This window comes from Paludibaculum fermentans, from assembly GCF_051172195.1.
In the GTDB taxonomy this organism is placed as follows: Bacteria; Acidobacteriota; Terriglobia; order Bryobacterales; family Bryobacteraceae; genus Paludibaculum; species Paludibaculum fermentans_A.
Genome location: NZ_JBPJAQ010000001.1, coordinates 5149611 through 5169702, shown reverse-complemented (window position 1 = coordinate 5169702; position 20092 = coordinate 5149611). Strand labels below are relative to the sequence as shown.

General features: G+C 62.1%; 14 protein-coding genes. 12 read left to right on the top strand and 2 right to left on the bottom strand.

Annotated features, from left to right (window positions below):
- The first annotated feature begins 71 nt into the window (after positions 1 to 71).
- From ACR9Y2_RS20835 to ACR9Y2_RS20825, 3 genes are all read left to right on the top strand, one after another.
- Positions 72 to 1433: a carboxypeptidase regulatory-like domain-containing protein gene (locus ACR9Y2_RS20835; RefSeq protein ID WP_435043585.1), complete on the top strand. Its 1362-nt coding sequence runs from the start codon at positions 72 to 74 to the stop codon at positions 1431 to 1433.
- 215 nt (positions 1434 to 1648) lie between these two features.
- Positions 1649 to 3034: an FAD-binding protein gene (locus tag ACR9Y2_RS20830; protein WP_435043584.1), complete on the top strand. Its 1386-nt coding sequence runs from the start codon at positions 1649 to 1651 to the stop codon at positions 3032 to 3034.
- 266 nt (positions 3035 to 3300) lie between these two features.
- Positions 3301 to 6582, top strand: coding sequence for a TonB-dependent receptor domain-containing protein (locus ACR9Y2_RS20825; RefSeq protein WP_435043583.1), 3282 nt, complete (start codon positions 3301 to 3303; stop codon positions 6580 to 6582).
- Between the two features lie 131 nt (positions 6583 to 6713).
- Here the strand turns inward: ACR9Y2_RS20825 and ACR9Y2_RS20820 are convergent, their stop codons facing one another.
- Both ACR9Y2_RS20820 and ACR9Y2_RS20815 read right to left on the bottom strand, forming a co-directional pair.
- Positions 6714 to 7349, bottom strand: a complete 636-nt coding sequence (locus ACR9Y2_RS20820) for a pyridoxamine 5'-phosphate oxidase family protein (RefSeq protein WP_435043582.1) — start codon at positions 7347 to 7349, stop codon at positions 6714 to 6716.
- A gap of 87 nt (positions 7350 to 7436) precedes the next feature.
- Entirely contained in the window at positions 7437 to 8342 is a 906-nt protein-coding gene (locus ACR9Y2_RS20815) for an alpha/beta fold hydrolase (protein WP_435043581.1), read from the bottom strand.
- A gap of 310 nt (positions 8343 to 8652) precedes the next feature.
- Between ACR9Y2_RS20815 and mddA the strand changes: the two genes are divergently transcribed.
- The 9 genes from mddA (at position 8653) to ACR9Y2_RS20770 (ending at position 19921) form a co-directional block, all read left to right on the top strand.
- The gene (gene mddA / locus ACR9Y2_RS20810; RefSeq protein WP_435043580.1) at positions 8653 to 9432 is read left to right on the top strand and encodes a methanethiol S-methyltransferase; all 780 of its coding nucleotides are present in this window, start codon (positions 8653 to 8655) and stop codon (positions 9430 to 9432) included.
- On the top strand, positions 9429 to 9821 hold the full coding sequence (locus ACR9Y2_RS20805; protein ID WP_435043579.1) for a YbaN family protein: 393 nt from the start codon (positions 9429 to 9431) through the stop codon (positions 9819 to 9821). Before mddA ends, ACR9Y2_RS20805 begins: the two co-directional genes overlap by 4 nt.
- A 110-nt stretch (positions 9822 to 9931) precedes the next feature.
- On the top strand, positions 9932 to 11137 hold the full coding sequence (locus ACR9Y2_RS20800; RefSeq protein WP_435043578.1) for an FG-GAP repeat domain-containing protein: 1206 nt from the start codon (positions 9932 to 9934) through the stop codon (positions 11135 to 11137).
- Between the two features lie 212 nt (positions 11138 to 11349).
- Positions 11350 to 13638 (top strand): glycosyltransferase family 4 protein, encoded by a 2289-nt coding sequence (locus ACR9Y2_RS20795; protein ID WP_435043577.1) that lies wholly within the window; start codon positions 11350 to 11352, stop codon positions 13636 to 13638.
- Between the two features lie 7 nt (positions 13639 to 13645).
- Complete coding sequence (locus ACR9Y2_RS20790) at positions 13646 to 15127, top strand: glycoside hydrolase family 130 protein (RefSeq protein WP_435043576.1); 1482 nt, start codon at positions 13646 to 13648, stop codon at positions 15125 to 15127.
- A 100-nt stretch (positions 15128 to 15227) separates the two neighbouring features.
- Positions 15228 to 15617 carry a YciI family protein gene (locus ACR9Y2_RS20785; protein ID WP_435043575.1) on the top strand — a complete coding sequence of 130 codons (390 nt, stop codon included), beginning with the start codon at positions 15228 to 15230 and terminating at the stop codon, positions 15615 to 15617.
- 321 nt (positions 15618 to 15938) lie between these two features.
- A complete protein-coding gene (locus tag ACR9Y2_RS20780; RefSeq protein ID WP_435043574.1) occupies positions 15939 to 16388 on the top strand; it encodes a FecR domain-containing protein in 450 nt (149 codons plus the stop codon).
- Positions 16363 to 17040, top strand: a complete 678-nt coding sequence (locus ACR9Y2_RS20775) for an OmpA family protein (RefSeq protein WP_435043573.1) — start codon at positions 16363 to 16365, stop codon at positions 17038 to 17040. Before ACR9Y2_RS20780 ends, ACR9Y2_RS20775 begins: the two co-directional genes overlap by 26 nt.
- A 13-nt stretch (positions 17041 to 17053) precedes the next feature.
- Positions 17054 to 19921, top strand: a complete 2868-nt coding sequence (locus ACR9Y2_RS20770) for a CHASE2 domain-containing protein (protein WP_435043572.1) — start codon at positions 17054 to 17056, stop codon at positions 19919 to 19921.
- Positions 19922 to 20092 lie beyond the last annotated feature (171 nt).

Sequence of the window (20092 nt, the reverse complement as noted above, 5' to 3'; positions counted from 1 at the left end):
GGCAACCAGCCCCACACGACTTCCAAATACACTGCATTCACCTTCCGCCTCGCAGGCACTAATATGGAGAAATGCGACTCCTGGCCGCCGCTCTCTTCGCACTGTCCCCGCTTTATGCGTGTAGCTGCCTGGGCATTGGCACCCCATGCTCCGCCTTCGGAGGTTCGAGCATGGTCTTCGTCGCGCGCGTCCTGGTCGATAGCGGCGAAGGCTGGGGCAACCGGCCCGCCCGTGTCCGGATTGAAGAGAAACTTCTCAATGTGCCCGAAAATCTGACCGAAGTCGAAATCGACACGAGCGCGGGAACCAGTTGCTATAGGCGGCTGAGGCAGGGGCAACAGTACGTGATCTTCGCGTATAAACGGGAACGGAAGACGCCTCAACTCTCGATTGGAGCCTGCTCACCCACCTTCCAAGTGGAGGGGAACGAGCACATCCTGGATGCCTTGCGAAACCAGTCGAGAGGGGGAGCGCCCCGCCTGATCGGGACGGTCCGTCGGAGCACCAGTCTCTATTCGAGCGATGGCTGGGTAGCGGGTGCGACGATCACCGCCCGCTCCCAGGGAGACAAGTACGAGGCCATCTCTGACGCCGCGGGTCACTACGAAATCAGGGACATAGCACCTGGCCAATACCAAATCGAGATTTCAAAGGGAGGTTTCCTTCCGGATCAGGACTTCAATCTCCGTTGGTCCGGGCGGCTCGTTCTGAATAAAGAGACGAATGTGATCGGGCCCGACAAGGCCGAGCCACGTGGCAGTGTCACCATCGGAGTCAGATCCTGCCAGGTATGGGATCTCGGGATGTGGCCGCATGGGCGGATCTCAGGCATCGTCAGAAACGCGGCAGGGGATCCGCTCAGTGGGGTCACAGTGCAGTCCTTCTCGTTCAATGAAAAGGGCGAGCGTGAATCCCGCCCTTTGCGCACAGCAAAGACAGATGATAGGGGCCGCTACCAAATCGAGCCACTCCCGGCCGGAGACTACGTTATCGGCGTGAATGCGGAGAAGTATCGAGATGCTGACCCATTTCCGCCCACCGTTTTCGGCGACCAGGGATCCACGAAAGAGACCCGCATCCCTCTCGCATTCGGCGGTGATGTCGCGGACATCAATCCGACGCTGCAGGCCAAACGAACCTCAACGACTCTCCGGATTCGGATCCTGAGCCCGGAAGGTACTCCCTACTCCGGCGCTGGAGCCCTCTTGAAAAACCAGAACGGAGTCGAGCGGTGGTTCTCAACGGAACACACCTCAACGGACGGCACGCTGGAGGCGCCTGTCTACCTGGGGGAGCAGTACGAAGTAGAGGCATTCGCTTCCGAGAGAAATCGGCGCAATGGCAGCATCGATTCCCTCAGTGGCAGCGCCCACCTGTACGTGTCCATTCCAGATCCAAAAGTTTCGATCGTCCTTACCTTGAAGACGAATTAGCAGCAGAATCCGCGGCGAAGATTACGTTCGCGTATCACCTCACGGCGCTGGGGCTTCTGCATCGGGCCCGCCAGAGGTTCACAGAATCCTATGGATACGCCTCCACAGGAGGTTGGTGAAGACCGTACAGACGCGGGGAGCGCCCCATTCCCTCCCAACCCCAACTCCCATATACTTGACTAACTCGTAACCTCAGACCTCCCGAAGGAGCGCCCATGCCCAATTCAGTAGTCAACTACGACGGCAGCATCACCGCCTCCCCCGCCCAACTCGTCTTTCCCGAATCGGTCGCCGACCTCCAGGCCGTCCTCCGCGACCCTCACCAATTCCCCAGTCCCGTCCGCGCTGTCGGCAGCTACCACTCCCTCACCCCCTGCGCCTCCTCCGACGGCACGATGATCAACATGTCGCGCATGAATCGCGTCCTCAACATCGACGCGGCCGCCGGCACCATCACCGCCCAGGCCGGCATCCAGTTCATCGACGCCTCCAAAGAACTCCGCAAGCACGATCTCCAGTTCATGACCAACATCGAGATCGGCAATATGACCCTCGGCTCGGCCGCCTGCTGTCATACCAAGGACGCCCTCGACGGCATCGAATTCGGCCAGGTCAACTCGTACCTCACCAGCGTCAAGTGGGTCACCCCCAGCGGCGATCTCGCCGAAGCCTCTGAGGAACACAGCCCCGAACTCCTCCGCATGCTGCGCGGCAGCTACGGCCTCGCCGGAGTCGTCTACGAAGTCACCTTCCGCATCAAGCCCATTGAGGCCATCCACCTCACCTATCTTCCCCGCCCCGTCGAAGAGCTAACCCAGGAGGAAGTCGATCACCTCATGGACTCCTCCGAAGGCCTCATCTGTTGGACCGTCGGCCGTACCGCCGTCTTCCAGCAACGCACGCGCGTCGAGGACAGGAACATCTTCGGCGGACTCCTCGCCGCTTTCCGCCGCCGCCTCTGGAACCGCAGCGGTGCCTACGCTGGCCACCTGCTGGAGTCCTTCGTCGAAAATGACGACGTGCGCGACAGACTGCAAAAGGGCCTCTTCCACCTCGACGAATTCATGTACGGCACCCTCCGCCTCTTTGGCGGCATCACCATCCTCGCGCCCGACAAGACCATTGACTACAGCAGGACGAAAACCGAAGCCAAATACGCCTTCACCTTTTGGGCCTTCCCCCGCTCGCGCTGGCTCTCCGTCCTGCGCGATTACCTCGATTTCGCCGATGCCCACCACCAGCAAACCGGCTTCCGCTGCAACATGCCGCTCGGCGCTTACCACATCCGCCGCGACACCCACTCCGTCCTCTCCTATAGCCACGACGAGGAAGTCTTCTCCATCGACCCCATCCACGCGCCAGTCGACCTGCCCGCCTGGCACAATTTCCTGCGCGCCTTCAATGAGTTCTCCTTCCAGCGCGGCGGCATCCCCCTGCTGAACCAGAGCCCCTTCGTCGAACGCCGCCACGTCGAAGCCGCCTACGGCCAGCGCTGGCGCGAACTCTCAGATTGGGTTGCCCAACAGGACCCTGCCGGCCGCATGCTGAACCCCTATTTCGCGGCCCTGCTGTCCAAATCCGCCGCCCAATCGCAACCCTAGCCGGCTTCCAAAGCCCCGGCCAGGGCCACTCATCGCTGCGAACCCCGCCGCAACTGGCATCAATCATGGCCCCGCGGGCCGCCATTAGTGCTCAGGCGGCCCAGCCATCCCCAACCCCCTCCATGACCGTTCAGTGATGGATAACAACATCACAAAACGAACGATGGGGATATTCGGATCCATTAATCAGATACAATACAGCCACCTGAAGTTTCAGGACCCGTCGGGCTACTCGCCCGCAACGGGGTCAGTGATAGAGGTTAGCCATGAAGCTTAAGCCTGTTTGGATCGCGCTAGTGATCCTGGCTCTGTCGGCCGCGCTCGCATTCTCGCAAGCCGTCAACGGAACCCTTCTCGGAACAATCACCGACGCCAGCGGCGCTACCGTGCCAAATGCGAAGGTCACAATCACAGAGGCAAATACGGGCACGACCCGCACTTTGCAATCCAATGAAAGCGGCAATTACGTCTTCTCAGACGTCCCCCCCGGACTCTACACTGTCGCAGTGGAGTTGACGGGCTTCAAACGGTCGGCACGGCCAGGCGTCGAACTCACCATTAATAGTTCGCCCCGTGTGGACCTGGTGCTCCAGCCAGGCAACGTGTCCGAAAGTATCGAAGTCACCGCATCCACTCCGCTGCTGCAGACCGATCGCGCGGACACCGGCAGCCAGTTGACCACCGTGCAGACGGCGAACCTGCCGCTCGGCACCGGCCGCAATTACCAGAACCTGTTGAACCTGGTGCCCGGCACGACACGCGCCTCCTACCAGCACTCGCAGTTTTTCAATGCCGCCAATTCCCTGCAGACTCAGGTGAACGGCAACATGCGGCAAGGCAACAACTACATGATCGAAGGCGTGGACAATAACCAGCGCACTGGCCTGCTGCAGATCATGGTCCCCCCCATCGAAGCCATCCAGACCGTCGCCGTATCGACCTCGAACTTCGACGCCGAACTCGGCCGCGCCTCCGGCGCCGTTACCAACGTTCAGTTGAAGTCCGGCGGCAACGAACTCCATGGCTCCGGCTATGAGTTCCTGCGCAATAGCGAATTCAATGCCCGCAACTTCTTCGACCCGTCCATCGGCCACCAGAGCTACAACTACCTCGGCGGCAACATCGGCGGCGCGATCATCAAGAATAAACTTTTCTTCTTCGGCGACTACCTGCGCGTCTGGGATCACCAGAGCAATACCAATCAGGTCAGCATTCCGCAGACGGATCTCCGCACCGGTAACCTCAGCCGGTCTACCTCGACGATTTATGACCCCGCCAGCGGCGCTGCCGACGGCACGGGCCGTACACCCTTCACCGGCAATATCATTCCTTCCAGCCGCATCAATCCCATCTCGACCAAACTGTTGGCCCTGGTGCCCCAGCCGAATCTCGGCAGCGGCGACACCAACAATTACTTCTCGCTCCTGCCCTTCAAGAAGGACAGTGACTCGTTCGACTACAAGATGGATTGGAACATCTCCGACAAAGACCGCCTGACGGGCCGCTTCAGCTACGCTCGTCCGGTCACCTACCAGGCGCCGATCTTCGGCATCGCCGGCGGACCCACGCAAGGTTCTGGCGGCGGGTTTGCCGGTACCGGCATCCAGAAGACCTACAGCGCCGGTTTGAACTACAACCGCATGGTCACGAATACGCTCATGACCGAAGTCCGCATCGGCGTCGCGCACTACAACAACGTCGCGCAGAACTCCGACTACGGCACGAAGGCCTCCGAATCACTCGGCATCCCCGGCGTCAACCTCGACGAATACTCCAGCGGTATCGTCGGCATCATTATGAACGGCGGCTACAACGATTACATGATCGGCTACGTGAACAGCCTCCCCTGGAAGCGCGCCGAAGCCAATATCGATGTCGTCAATTCGTGGACCAAGAACTTGTCAAACCACACCATCAAGTGGGGCGCCGACATCCGCCGCATTCGCGATGAACTGCTCCAGATGCAGACGTTCAGCTCGCGCGGTCTCTACCGGTTCGCCGACGGCCAGACTTCCACACCGGGCGCCAAGACGTCGTTTATGAACAACGTCGCCAGCTTCCTGCTCGATACCCCCAGCCAGGCCGGCCGCGATCTCGCTACCTACTTCCCTGCTTACCGCGCCTGGAACTTCTTCTTCTACGCCCAGGACACCTGGGTCGTGAACCCCAAGCTGACCGTGAATATCGGGCTGCGCTACGAGCTCTATCCGCCGGCCACACCGCGGCTCGCCAAGGGCTTCTCCAACTACAACTTCGTCAACAACACCCTCGAAGTGGCTGGCGTGGGCAGCGTCCCCATGAACCTCGGCATCGAGAATCATAAGAACTACATTGCGCCCCGCACCGGCATCGCTTACCGCTTCAACGACAAGACTGTCGTCCGCACAGGGTTCGGCATCAGCTATACCCCGTTCCCGGACAACAGCTACGCCTACAACTACCCCGTCCGCGCCAACAACCAGTTCGATCCCGCTGTCGCCAGCTACGGCGCGGCGGTCCTGCCCAACGGCCAGACAGCCTCGTTCCAGAACGGCTTCCCGGCCCCCATCCAGGTCGACATCCCCACGGACGGCATCATCAAGAATCCGCCCATCAGCTCCTCCTACAACGTCGTCAACAAGAGCTTCAAGAATCCTTCGGTGGTGAGCTGGAACTTCGCCGTTCAGCGCCAACTGCCAGGCAATTTGGTTCTCGACATGACGTATGTCGGCAGCCACGGAGTGAATCAGGTAGTCAACTACAACCTCAACGCCGGCATGGTTCTCGGAGCCGGCAACAACGGTCGTGCGCAATACCCCTCGCTCAGGCGCACTGCTGACACCAACCTCCTGTTCGCCGGCTTCTCCACCAGCTACAACGCGCTTCAGGTGAAATTGGATCGCCGCTTCACCAACGGTGTCGCGGTCACCACCGCTTACACCTACGGCAAGGGCATGGGCTTCCAGACCGGCGATGACGGCGGCCCGCGTTTCTACATCAACTTCCGCCGCAACTACTCGCGCAACGATTTCGACCGCACCCACACCTTCGTCCAGAGCTACGTCTATGAACTCCCGTTTGGCCACGGCAAACGCTGGCTCAGCTCGGGCATCGGCGCGGCCACTCTCGGCGGTTGGCGTGTCAACGGCGTCCTGACCCTCATGACAGGTACGCCCATGTGGTTCGGCTACAGCGCCACCAACCTGAGCGCTCCGGGCAATTCCCAAACCCCGGACATCATTGCCCCCATCCAGATCCTCCACGGGATCAACAAGGGCAATCAGTGGTTCAGCACCTCCAGCTTCGCGGCCCCAGTCGGCGCTGTGTTCGGCAATGCCGGACGCAACCTCCTCTCCGGCCCCGGCTTCTTCAACCTCGACGCTTCCATCTTCAAGACCTTCAAGTTGACCGAACGCATGAATCTGGAAGTTCGCGGCGAGAGCTTCAGCGTGACCAACACGCCGCAATTCAGCAACCCGAATACCACGCTCGGTGACGCAAACTTCGGTTTCGTGACCGGCGCTGGCGGCGCCCGCGGTCTGCAGTTGGGCCTCAAGCTCAACTTCTAGCGCGTAACCTGTCTGTGTGGATCCAAGGCGCTGCGGCTCACAAGGCCGCGGCGCCTTTTCCTTGCCTGCGCACCGGAATCGGAGCTCACGACGCCCTATAGGCTATTGACGTGAGCCAACCAATCAGCACCTCACCTGGCGCCCGGCCCTCCTGAAAGCTCACGGCGCAACCGCTCATTCTCCTCTTCCAGCTCCTGCAGCCGCTTCTCAAATGGGACCAGTGCCGCCTGAATCTCATCCACACTGAAGCGCGGCGTAATGTGCTGCGGGCAATTCCAATCGAATGCCTCGACGTCAATTACGTACACCCGCTCAACCACCGCCTGGTCGCGCGGGTCTTTCACCCGGTCCATCCAGGGCTTCGCCGCCTCGCCCTCGAAGATGCTCACCCTGCCCAGGATCTTCAACCGCGCCCGGCGAGGATAGTCCACCATGATCAGGGCCACCCGTGGATCGGTTCCTAAATTGCCGGCGCTCACATATTGCCGGTTGCCGCGGTAGTCCCCAAAGGCAAGCCTGCCTTCGTCCACCACCTTCAGAAAGCCTTTCGGGCCGCCCCGATGTTGCACATACGGCCACCCCGAACTGCCCACCGTCGCCATATAGAAACTGTCCCGCTCCGCGATGAACTCCCGTTCGTCCGCGGTCAGTCGATCAGTCGAAACCTTCTGCCCGCCAAGACGCTCATACTGCCTCCGGCTGCCATACTGTTCCTGCAGCTCTTTCACCACCTGGGTGAATACCCGGCTTCCGAAGTTCGTCGGCATCTGCGCCCAGTCCTCCTCCAAATCAAATGAACCAGGGGCGGACCCTCTGACCGCGGTCCGCCCTCCCCCAATCACGCCAGTGCCCGGCTATTCGGCGATTCTGTTCTTAAGCAGGAAGTCGTGAATGTGGCCGGCAATCTCGGTCCCGTGCGACTCTAACGCGAAATGGCCGCTGTCCAGCATATGAGTCTCGACATTCTTCAGGTCACGGCTGTAGGGCGGCGCACCTTCGGCGGGGAAGATGAAGTCGTTCTTGCCCCACACAATCAGAGCCGGCGGCTGATACTTCCGAAAAAACGCCTGAAACTCCGGGTAGAGCGGCACATTCGTCCGGTAGTCATAGAACAGATCGAGTTGAATTTCATCATTGCCCGTTCGATCCAGCCCGGCCTGGTCCAGCGCCCACGTCGTCGGATCCAGCACCGCCGTGTCGCTGACACCGTTCTCATACTGCCATCTCGTGGCCTTTGGCTCTACCAGGAAATGCAGTGCCTGCCGGTTCTCCTCGGTCGGATCATTCCAATACTTCTTGATCGGATCCCAGAACGTCAGCAGCCCTTCATCGTACGCGTTGCCATTCTGGATGATCAGAGCCTGCACCGCCTCCGGCTTCCGCAAGGCCAGGCGATAGCCCACCGGAGCCCCGTAGTCCATCACGTACAGTGAATACTTCCTCACGCCGAGCGCCTTTACCAGGCCCTCCACAACATTCGTCAGATTCTCGAACGTGTAAGCGAACTCCGCGCGATCCGGCATGCTGGTCTGCAGCCCGAAGCCTGGATAGTCGGGCGCAATCACCCGAAACGACGAAGCGAGCAGAGGAATCAGGTTCCGGAACATGTTGGAAGATGTCGGGAAGCCGTGCAGAAGTAGAATCACCGGGGCCGTCCGGGGGCCGGCATCCCGGTAAAAGATGTCCAGTCCGTTCACGCGGACTGTTCTGTAATGAACCTGTGAAGGTGTGCCGATCAGGGTGTTTGCTGGAGCTGTCAAGTGGTTACCTTTCGCATCCTGGTTCGCAACCGTAGAGCCAACCACCGTCAACGCTTAAGTCATTGATTTTTCGCCTCTTAGAAACCACTCCACGGCACGCGAACCAGCCCCGGGTCGGATCGCTTCGACACACCCTGTCGGGATCTCGCCACCCGCTCGTACACCCATAAGCGAGAATTCGCCCCCGAATTCGCAAACCCGGCCCGCAAATTTCCAATCGAAAACTCCCTGCGAAAAAAGCCCGCTGGCCCCGCTTACCAAGTGTCGCCGGAAATTTCGCCGGCATCGGGTTGATCGAAAGGAAAACACTATGAGTCGTTTGCTGATCTTCGTCTATGGCATAGGAAGCTATGTTGCCTTCCTCGCCACCTTCCTCTACGCCGTCGGGTTCATCGGGAACTTCGCCGTCCCCAAGTCGATGGACTCCACGCCCACCAGCCCTTGGACCACCGCGCTCCTCATCGACCTGGGCTTGCTGTCCCTGTTCGCCATCCAGCACAGCGTGATGGCCCGTCCCGCCTTCAAAGGTATATTGACCCGCTTCGTCCCCCAACCTGCTGAGCGCAGCACCTACGTCCTCGCCAGCAGCCTCGCCCTGATGCTGCTGTTCTGGCAATGGCAGCCTCTGGGCGGGTCCGTCTGGGCTGTGGACAGCGCGCCTGGCCAGGTGCTGCTGTATGGCGGCTATGCCGCCGGCTGGCTGCTGGTCCTCGTCACCACCTTCGTCATCAATCACTTCGACCTGTTCGGCCTGCGGCAGATCTGGCGCAACCTGCAGGGGCAGCCGCAAGGCAACCTGCACTTCGTCACGCCCATCCTCTACCGCATGGTGCGCCACCCGCTCTATGTCGGCTGGCTCATGGTCTTCTGGTTCACCCCGGCCATGACCCTCACCCACCTCCTGTTCGCCGTCATGACCACCGCCTACATCCTCGTCGCCATCCAGCTCGAGGAGCGCGATCTCATGCAGGCTCACCCCGAGTACATCGAATATCGCAAGCAGGTCCCCATGCTGATGCCCCGCCTGCCCAGAACCATCGAGGTCCTGCCACGTCTGGAGATGGCCGAGGCCCAACGGAGACAACAATGAAACCCGGCAACACTGGCAGGATCCTCTACACCGCACTCGGCTGCCTCGCCTTGACTCTCGCTTTCGTGGGCGTAGTGGTGCCGGGCTTGCCCTCCACCGAGTTTGTCCTGGCCGCCGCCTACTGCTTTGCCCGCAGCTCGCCCCGCATGGAATCGTGGCTCCTCCAGCATCGCTGGTTCGGCCCCACCCTGCGGCGATTCCGCGACACGGGCGGCATCACCCGCTCCGGCAAAATGGCAGCCCTCGCTTCCATGTGGTCGGCAGTCCTCGTCTCGTCCGCCATCCTGGCCGCGGCCCACAGGACAGCGGCGCTGGCCGCCATTCTCATGGCCTGCATAGGATCGCTGACACTCGTCTTCGCGGTTCGCACGGTTCCTGATCGCGCCTAGCCGGCAGGAACCAGCCCACCCCGCCGGGTTCGCACACGGCCGCCAGGGAACGCCGGGTATACTCAGTGTATTGTCCGGCTCTACTCTGGGTTACCCGGTGGCTCCATCTCATGCGGTCGCTCCTTAGCTCGTCCTGTATCGCTGCGGGCGGCATCACCGCCCTTCTCTGTTTCGTCCACTTAAAGGGTCAGCCGGCGGCGCCCGCGCAGCCAGTGGCCCGCTCCTTCCAGCATGTCCAATTGCTGGAGGACAAAGGCGAAACGTCGGCCGGCGTCAGCATCGGCGATCTCAATCACGACGGCCTCCTGGACATCGTGCTCGCCAAAGGCCGCCATTGGCCGCTGCACAGCCGGGTGCTCCTCAACGATGGCAAGGGCGGCTTCTCCGCCGCCAATCTCGGCACAACCCCCGCCCGCACCTACTCTGCGGCTTTGGCCGACGTCGATGGCGATGGCCGCCTCGACATTGTCGTCAGTAACGATGCCCCAGACCGCAAGCTCGTCTATCGCAACGACGGGCAAGGCCGCTTCACTGAAATCGGAACCTTCGGACAGCCCGGCTGGACCACCCGCTACATCACCCTCGCCGATCTCAATGGCGACGGTTTTCCCGATATCGTGGCCGCCAACCGGGGCGATTATCCGGATATCGGGGCGGTCAATCCCCAACCGCCCACCCCGGTGTCAAGCTTTGTCTGCTGGAATAACGGCAAAGGTCAGTTTCCAGCCTGCCAACCCCTCCCCTCCGAATCCGCCACCTCCATCGTAGCCGCCGATTTTGACGCCGACGGCGCCCTCGACCTCTTCATCCCCCATCGCGACGGCGGCCAGAGCTTCGTCTATTGGAACGATGGCAAGGGCCATTTCCTCGAATCCTCCAAAGTGGGACCAACTCCGTCCTGGATCCGCATCGGTGTTGCCGCCGATTTTGACGGCGATCGCCGCCAGGACCTGGCCATAATCGATGAGCAGAAGAAAGCCGCATTCGTGATCTTCAATCAGGGTCGACGCAGCTTCGGAGCACCCGTACCACTGCCCGGCCCCCACCGGCCTCCTTACGCCCTCGCCGTGGCGGACCTCAATCGCGATAGCCGCCCCGACCTCATTGTGGGCTGGGTGCGCCAGCCCGGCTCCGTCTACTACAACGAAGGGCAGCGTCATCCCTTCCACGAGGTCCTCTGGAACGATGGCAAGGGCACCGTCTACGGCATGGCGTTTGCCGACCTCAATGCGGACGGCTGGCCCGATATCGTCGCCGCTCGCTCCGACGCCCCAAATGGAATCTGGTTCAGCACACCGCCTGCGTTGGGGCGGTAATTAATCCCGGACGTCCACCGCCTTACCACCCGGCATTGCAATACTTTACCGCTCACGCCCTCTATTCCTGGGGTATGGCCCACTGATTGCTCATAAATGAACAGCAACGCGCCTCACCAATTCCCATTGGGACCTGCGCGGGCAATCTGAAAGAGCCGCGGCTGGACGCATACTGGAGTCCGGCCGGGCTGAACGATCCCGGGAGAACGCTCATGGAAGAAACCGTGAAAGTCCGCAAGATCGCCTTCGTCGGCGATCACCTCCCCCGCAAATGCGGCATCGCCACCTTCACCTCCGATCTTCTGTCTGCGGTCGCCACGGCACACCCCGAAAGTCAGTGCTTTTGCGTCTCGGTCAACGACAGAAAATCCGGTTACGATTACCCCGAAGTCGTCCGCTTCGAAATCGAGGAACAGGACCTCTCGTCCTACCTCCGCGCAGCCGACTTCCTCAATATCAGCAATGTCGATATCGTCTGTCTGCAGCATGAGTTCGGCATCTTCGGCGGCCCGGCGGGCGGACACATCCTCGCCTTCCTTCGCGAACTCAGGATGCCGGTCGTCACCACCCTCCACACCGTCCTGCGCGACCCCAGGCCCGATCAGCGGCGCGTCATGCAGGAGATCATCGCCCTCTCCACCCGGGTGGTCGTCATGGCCGAACGCGGACGCCAGATGCTTCAGGATATCTACGGGGCGCCCCCCGCCAAGATCGACCTCATCGCCCACGGCATCCCCGACGTCAGCTTCGTCGACCCCACCTTCTTCAAAGACCAGTTCGGGGTCGAAGGGAAAACCGTCCTCCTCACCTTCGGCCTCCTCTCACCCGGTAAAGGCATTGAGTACGTCCTGAAAGCCTTGCCCCGAATCCTGGAAGAATTTCCCGACGTGGTTTACATCGTTCTCGGCGCCACGCACCCCAATGAACTGCGGGATCATGGAGAAGCCTACCGCATGGGCCTGGAACTGCTCGCAAAAAAGAGCAGGATCGAGAAGAACGTCATCTTCTATAACGACTTCGTGGAACTCGAAACCCTCAAGGAGTTCATTGGCGCGGCCGACCTCTACATCACGCCCTACCTCAACGAAGCCCAGATCACGTCCGGCACCCTCGCCTATACCTTCGGCGCCGGCAAAGCCGTCGTTTCCACCCCCTACTGGCACGCCGCCGAACTGCTGGCCGGCGATCGCGGCGTACTCGTACCTTTCGCCGACGCCGATGCCCTGGCCCGCGAAGTCTCCGCCCTTCTCCGCGATGACATCCGCCGCCACGCCATGCGCAAGAACGCCTATCGCACCGGCCGGGAGATGATCTGGAGCCATGTCGCCCAGCTCTACATGCACTCCTTCGAACTCTCCCGCCTGCACGGCGCGGCGCCCTCCCGCGAATCGCTGCCCCCCAAAACGCTCGACCGGCGGCCCCGCGAACTCCCCGCCCTCAAGCTCACACATCTCCAGCGGATGACCGACTCCACCGGCGTCTTCCAGCACGCCAACTTCAGCATCCCCAACTTCTCCGAAGGCTATTGCACCGACGACAATGCGCGCGCCTTCATCCTCACCATGCTGCTCGAGGAACTCGGCCAGGATCGCGATAGCGCCTGTGCCCTGGCCACCACCTGCGCCTCCTTCCTGCAATACGCCTTCGACCCGCACACCCGGCGCTTTCACAACCACCTCGGCTTCGATCGCCGCTGGGTCGACGAACAGGGCTCCGAGGACTGCCACGGTCGCGCCATCTGGGCGCTCGGCTTCGCGGTCGGCCGCTCCCCCTTCCGCAGCTTCCAGTTCATGGCCGGACAGTTATTCGCCCAGGCCCTGCCCGTCTTGACGGAGTTCACTTCGCCCCGCGCCTGGGCCTTCGGCCTCCTCGGCATCCACGAATACCTCCACCACCTCAGCGGCGACAGCCTCGTCAACCAGACCAGGGAAACCCTCCTCTCGAAATTGCTCGACCTCCTCGATCAGAACTCAGCCCCCGACTGGCTCTGGTTCGAACAGGAACTCTCCTACGACAACGCCAAACTCGCCCACGCCCTCATCCTCACCGGCCGCGCCACCAGCCAACCGGACGTCCTCCAACGCGGCCTCGATAGCCTGCGCTGGCTCAACCAGGTACAAATTTCCGAAAAAGGGCACTTCCTGCCCATCGGGAGCAACGGCTTCTACAAACGCGGAGGACCTCGCGCCGAATTCGACCAGCAGCCCATCGAGGCGCAGGCCATGGTCTCCGCCTGCCTCGAAGCCTATCGCGCCACCTCGGATCCCTGGTGGTATGAACAATCCCAACGCGCCTTCGACTGGTTCCTCGGTTGGAACGACCTCGGGCTGGAACTCTACTCCCCCGAAAGCGGAGCCTGCGGCGATGGGCTCCACGTCGATCGCATCAATCGCAACCAGGGCGCTGAATCCACCCTCGCCTTCCTGCTTTCCCTGGCCGAAATCCAACTCACCCAGAACATGATGACCAGCTTTAGGAAACCGACCGCCAACGGCAACTAGGCACCCTATGACTTCGCCTGTCGTCCACTTCACCCGCACCACCACGTTTCTCCAGCCCAATCAGTCTCGCGTACTGTTGCGGCCCTTTAACCACGGCGATGCCCGCAAAACCAACCAGATCCTCGCACGCATCCTGGCCCTCCCCGACGATAAGGTGGACCAGTTGCTCGAAGGAATCTCCGCTTCGTTCTCCCATCGGCACCTCGATCTCCCCAAGGCCCTCCTCGAACGCTGCGATCAATTGCGCGACCTGCTGCCGCCCGCCCCCCTCTCGGAAGCCCGGCGAATGTTGATCGGCTCCTGCTTCCTGGCCGAGTTCTCCGTCGAATCGGCGGCCCTCTTCAACCCCTCCATCGTCCGCCACCCCGATCAGTCCGGTCTTCCGGCCGGGGCCCTGCGCTTCGTTCTCAGCCTGCGAGCCACCGGAGAAGGCCATATCTCCTCCATGACGTTCCGCACCGGAATCGTCCACCCCAATCAGCGCATCGAAATCCTCCCCCCCTCGCCCTTCCTCACTGAGCCGCAACAGATCGTCAACCCCTGGTACGAGAAGCCGCTCTTTGAACGCAAGCTCGCGGAACTGCATCTCGACCTCGAATTCACCCAGCGCATCCTGGGCGATCTCGCGTCCTCCTTCACCCTGGACCAGCTTCGCGAGGCACTCGCTTCCGAACAGGCCCACCGGCCCGGAGGCTTGACACAGAAGGAGCAGACCGCCGCGCAGGGGATCTGGATGCTCGCGCGCTCGAACTTCGAAGTTCAGTTCCAGCCCGATCGCGAATTGTCGGAACGCGTCCTCTTCCCAGCCACCCCAGCCCAAAGGAATGGAATCGAAGATGCCCGCTTCGTCTGCTTCCGGAATGACGATGGCATCCACGACTACTACGCCACCTTCACCGCCTACGACGGTCGCATCGTCGTGCCCGAACTCGTGGAAACCACCGATTTCGTCCACTTCCGCTTCATCACCTTAAATGGGCCCGCCGCCCTCAACAAAGGCATGGCCCTCTTCCCCAGGAAAGTCGGCGGCCGCTATGTCATGCTGTCCCGCCAGGACAACGAGAACACCTCCATCATGTTCTCCGACAATGTCCACTTCTGGAATGAATCCACCCTCCTCCTCACACCGGCCTTCCCCTGGGAAATCATCCAACTCGGCAACTGTGGTTCGCCCGTCGAAACCGAGGCCGGCTGGCTGGTCCTCAGCCATGGCGTCGGACCCATGCGCGAATACTGCATCGGAGCCTTCCTTCTCGATCTCGAGGACCCCACAAAAGTCCTAGGCCGGCTGCGCGAACCCCTCCTCAAGCCGAATGCCAGCGAGCGCGAAGGCTACGTACCGAACGTCGTCTACACCTGCGGCTTCCTCCTCCACGAAGGCCAGCTCATCATCCCCTACGGCCTCGCCGATCACTCCACCGGCTTCGCCACCGTACCCCTGTCCGAAGTTCTCGCCGCCATGGAGCCGGACCCGCTAGCCAATCCCTGAACCCTCCGGCCAAATGGCCCCAACCGCGGAAGCGCAGGAAGTTACAAATTTCACCGGCTACCCGAAGAACAAACCGCTTTCGGACACCGTACTCCTAAATATGCTGAGACGATTTTTGTTTCTGTTGACCCTCCCCCTCTGCGCGGGGCTGTTTGCGCAGGCACCCCCCGCGCGCCAGTTCCTGCTGCAGATCGAACCCGTGCGGCCGGATTTCGCGATCAATAACGTGACCGCGGAGGAAATGCCCGTTCTCCAGGCCCACGGAGCCTATCTCCACGAACTGCTGGCCGCGGGCAAGCTGATCACAGCCGGCCAGGCATTCCAACCCAAACGGCTCTTTGGCATCATCGTGGTGGAAGCACCGGATGCCGCCGCGGCTCAGGCAATCCTGGACGCCGACCCGGCCGTGAAGAACAAGGTCTTCCGCGGCGAGGTCATCCCCTATCGCACCGTGGTCCAGCGGCAGCCGGCCGCGCCAAAAACCAACTGACCCGCCACGCCCGTCCCGGGTTTCCCGCCATTCGCCGGGAAGCCCGGCACAACCCCCTCCACATCCCGCCCTGAGACTCCCTCACCCGCGAGCACCGCCGCCCGCATTGGTGGAAACGCCGTCGAAAAAGACCCCTTCTTCATTCCTGTGCTCACCACCCACTACGGCAACTCACGCGCAAGCGGGCTGGATCACTTCGCCCACTATGCGGCAGCAATCTGCCTGCCGCTTGTTCACCCCAATACCCTCAACTGCGGTGAGTGTCATCGCAAGTCAGCCGTGATACACTTGACCATTCTTTTTTGAAGGATTGCAAAGACAGTGCCCGCGGTACCAAACCGGCTAGCCTCTCTTTTCCTGCTCTGCCTTACTGTCTCAGGCCAGGGTGCGGACACCATCGTTGGCAGCGTCAAAGCAGCACTCGGCGGCGTGGAAATACGCCGCGGCACACAGTCGATTCGGGCCTCCGAAGGCTTGCACCTGCTCTTGAACGACACTCTGGTAACGTCCGCGGACGGTCGTGTGGGGGCAATTCTCCAGGACGGCACCAGACTCTCCCTCGGGCCGAATTCCGAACTCCAGATAAATCGATTTCTATACCAGCCCGTAGAGGGAAAATTCGGGCTCCTATTGCGTCTCGCAAGGGGCGCCTTGTGCTATGTTTCGGGGAAGATCGCTCAATTTGCATCTGAGTCGGTCACTGTGGAAACACCCGTGGGCGTTGTCGGACTGAGGGGAACCCACCTTGCTATTTCGATCGAAGGGCAATAAACGCCGCTCCATTGGAGCAGCCTGGATCGGGCTTGGCCTTGTGCTGCCGATCCTCCTCCTTGGCGCTTGCGGACGGAAACGTGTTCCGGCCCCTGCCCCACCTCCACCCGCGAAGCAGAATGTCGTCGTCCTCCTGCCTGAACCCGATGGCAAGGCCAGCCGGATTGTCGTCTCCAACCCGGCCGGCGCCAGGGATCTGGACCAGCCCTACCAGGCCGTCACCGTGCAACGGGCCGATACCCCGCCCAGCCAGCCCTTCACAATGAGTCAACCAGAAGTACGACGCCTCTTCGGACCGGCGCTGGACGTTCTGCCCGCCGCCGAAGTGCAGTTCCTCCTCTACTTCCAGGAAGGGCGCGATACCCTCATTCCGGAGTCGGAAGCCCTGCTCCCCCAAATCCTGGCCGCCATCGCCGAACGCCATTCCACAGGCATCACCGTCACTGGCCACACCGACACCACCGCCGATCCCCAGTTCAACTACCAACTGGGCTTGCGGCGCGCGCAGGCGGTGGCCAGGCTTCTCACCGGCAAGGGCGTAGCCGCCTCCGACGTCTTCGTGGCATCCCACGGCCAGGCCGACCTGCTGGTCAAGACGCCCAACGGTGTTGCTGAGCAACGCAATCGTCGGGTGGAAGTCATTGTCCGCTAAACTCCTGAGGCCTATGCGTGGCATCATCGCTGGTGCTCTGGCTGTCCTGTGCATAACCGGCCTTTTTCTGCTCAGGCCTGGGCCGCTCGTGAACCTCGACCACGCAGTCTGCGACATGCTCACCCGCTGGGCGGGCCCCGGCCGCCAGTCGGGCCGCGTGGTCATCGTCGAAATTGACGACCAGAGCCTGACTCAGTTCGGCCGCTGGCCCTGGCCCCGGCGGACCTTGGCCCAACTCACCAATCACACCTTCCAGGCAGGCGCCGCCACCGTTGTCTTCGACATGATGTTTCCCGAGGAAGATGCTGGACCGCCCGGCCCTCCCTCCGCGGCGGTTGGCTCCGGCGCGAATACCAACGACGCCTTGTTCGCGGCAGCGCTGTCCGGGCGGCCCTCCGTCATTGGCTACACTCTGAAATTTGACGCCGCCAACGCCCCCTCCTCCTGCCACCTGCAACCCCTGCCGCTCGTCCTGCTGGGACCCAGGGAAGCTGGAAAATCGCCGCTCTTTCAGTCCCTCGATGCCATTTGCAGCCTGCCTCAACTCTCCAGCGCCGCCGCCGCAGCCGGGTACCTGAACGCCGCGCCTGACAGCGACGGCAAATTGAGGCGCATCCCCCTTGTGATGGAGCTAGGCAATCGTCCCTATCCGGCCCTGGCCCTGGCCGCCCTCAACCTCTACGCGCGCTCTTCCACCCTCGGGCTCGCTACGGACGGGTTCGGCGCCTCGGAGCTACGCTTGGACAACCGAGCCGTCCCCCTCGAAGGTCAGGGCCTCCTCCGCTTGCGGTTCCGTGGCCCCGCTGGCACCTTGCCCCGCATCTCGGCCGCTGACGTCTTGGCCAATCGCGCACCGGAAGGCCTGCTGCGCGGCCGCATCGCCGTCATCGGCGGCTCCGCGCTGGGCCTGCGGAACACCAGCGTCACCCCAGTCGACGCGCTTCTCCCCGCCGTCGAGATCCAGGCGACCGCCATCGACAACCTCCTGCAGGGGGATTCTTTCCGTAGGCCCGGCGAAGCACAGTCGTTCGAGCTCGCCCTCGCCCTCTTCGCGGGCCTGGCCGCCACCTGCCTGCTCGCCTCCCTGCGCCTCCGCTGGGGGGCGCTCCTCACTCTGGCGCTGGCACTCGCCGCCTGGACCGGCTGCGGCCTGCTGCTCCGAACCAACGGCAATCTCATCTCCCCGCTCCCGGTCTCCTCTACGCTCGCCGGCGCTCTGGCCGCGCTCACCCTCGTCAACTATCGCCTGGAGAAGAACAGGGCGGACCTGACCCAGCAACGCCTGGCCTCCACCACGGAACGCTCCAGGGACGAGCTGCGCGAGAGTGAATCCCGCTATCAACAACTGGTCGAGAACATCAACGACGCCATCATTCTGGTAAACCCGGACTGCCGGCTCTCCTTTGCCAACCGCCGTTTCCTTGAGCTGTTCGGCTTGGATTCGGCCCGCCTCCCGGACGTGCGCCTCGAAGACCATGTCGCCCCCGATTGGCGTCCGCAACTCCGCGAGAAGTACGACCGCCTCTTTCGCGGGGATTCCGCCCACGAGCAGCTTGAATACGAAGGCATCCGCCCCGATGGCACCCTCATCTGGCTCGAAGCTTTGATCACCCCGGTCCACTCCCGGGACCGCATCATCGGAGCCCAGGCCGCCCTCCGCGACACGACCGAACGAAAGCGCATCGAGGCCCAATACCTGCAAGCTCAGAAAATGGAAAGCGTCGGCCGGCTCGCCGGCAGCGTGGCCCACGACTTCAACAACCTTCTCACCGTCATCAACGGCTATAGCGAAGTGCTTCTCCACGCCATGGAGGACAGGGATCCCTCCCGGGAAGGCGTCGAACAGATCCGCGGAGCGGGCGAGCGCGCCACCGAACTCACGCAGAAACTGCTCGTCTTCAGCCGCAAACAACTGGCCCAACTCAAAGTACTCGATCTGAACGAAGAGGTGATCACCACCAGGAACATGCTCGGGCGGCTGATGGGAGCCGACATTCTCCTCACCACCCGGCTCAGCCCGCAGCCCGTCTTCGTCATGGCCGACCCCACCCAACTCCATCAGATCCTGATGAATCTGCTCGTGAACGCACGCGACAGCATGCCGCACGGCGGAGAGGTGGTCATCGAAACAACAACCGTGGAAGTCGACGGGGAATTGCCCGGCACACAGAGCCCGTTGGCGGCAGGTCCCTATGTCTGCCTGGCGGTCACGGACACCGGCCTCGGCATGAACGACGACGTGAAGCAGCACCTCTTCGAGCCGTTCTTCACCACCAAAGCTCCAGGCAAAGGCACCGGCCTCGGACTCGCCACCATTCACACCATCGTCCAGAAATGCGGTGGCGGCATCGCAGTCACCAGCCAGGTGGGCCACGGCAGCAGCTTCCAGATCTACCTGCCCCGCGTCGATTCCGGTCTGGCCACCCAGTCAGGCCCCCGCGCCTCCGCCACCCAAGCGCGAGGCTCGGAGACCGTTTTGGTCGTCGACGACCAGGACCCGGTCCGCCAGTTGGTCTGCTCCATCCTGAAGGCGCAAGGCTATCGCGTCCTTCAGGCAGCCAGCGGCCCGGCGGCAGTGGCCCTGGCGGCAAGGTACCCGGAAACCATCCATCTTCTGCTGACAGATGTGGTCATGCCCCAGATGAGCGGCAGACACCTGGCAGACACTCTGGCAACCAGCCGACCCGGCCTCAAAGTTCTCTTCATGTCCGGATACTCGGGAGACACCGTGGAAGACCAAGGTGTGGCGCTAGCCGGCCTGGAGTATCTCGCCAAGCCGTTCACGATAGCCGCCCTGGCCGACAAAGTACACTCCGCCCTGGCCCGCGACACAGCCCCGGACACCAGCGCGCCCCCGACGCCACAGGACCCCCGGCGCTAGCCGAGGGAGCCTGACCGCTAGGCCCGTCCATCCATCGTCCTTCTCGAACCGACCCAACTCTCCCCCCTGCCTTACCCCCGGCGCCAGCCGGGGGCTCCTGAACCTGGCCCGTCCATCCATCGTCCTTCTCGAACCGACCCAACTCTCCCCCCAGCCTTACCCCCGGCGCCA

Bases quoted from the DNA above. Each gene is read 5' to 3' on its own strand.
- ACR9Y2_RS20770 (WP_435043572.1), top strand. From the start codon at position 17,054: ATGCGTGGCATCATCGCTGGTGCTCTGGCTGTCCTGTGCATAACCGGC.
- ACR9Y2_RS20785 (WP_435043575.1), top strand. From the start codon at position 15,228: ATGCTGAGACGATTTTTGTTTCTGTTGACCCTCCCCCTCTGCGCGGGG.
- ACR9Y2_RS20825 (WP_435043583.1), top strand. From the start codon at position 3,301: ATGAAGCTTAAGCCTGTTTGGATCGCGCTAGTGATCCTGGCTCTGTCG.
- ACR9Y2_RS20805 (WP_435043579.1), top strand. From the start codon at position 9,429: ATGAAACCCGGCAACACTGGCAGGATCCTCTACACCGCACTCGGCTGC.
- ACR9Y2_RS20790 (WP_435043576.1), top strand. From the start codon at position 13,646: ATGACTTCGCCTGTCGTCCACTTCACCCGCACCACCACGTTTCTCCAG.
- ACR9Y2_RS20830 (WP_435043584.1), top strand. From the start codon at position 1,649: ATGCCCAATTCAGTAGTCAACTACGACGGCAGCATCACCGCCTCCCCC.
- ACR9Y2_RS20800 (WP_435043578.1), top strand. From the start codon at position 9,932: ATGCGGTCGCTCCTTAGCTCGTCCTGTATCGCTGCGGGCGGCATCACC.
- ACR9Y2_RS20820 (WP_435043582.1), bottom strand. From the start codon at position 7,349: ATGCCGACGAACTTCGGAAGCCGGGTATTCACCCAGGTGGTGAAAGAG.
- ACR9Y2_RS20835 (WP_435043585.1), top strand. From the start codon at position 72: ATGCGACTCCTGGCCGCCGCTCTCTTCGCACTGTCCCCGCTTTATGCG.
- ACR9Y2_RS20795 (WP_435043577.1), top strand. From the start codon at position 11,350: ATGGAAGAAACCGTGAAAGTCCGCAAGATCGCCTTCGTCGGCGATCAC.
- mddA (WP_435043580.1), top strand. From the start codon at position 8,653: ATGAGTCGTTTGCTGATCTTCGTCTATGGCATAGGAAGCTATGTTGCC.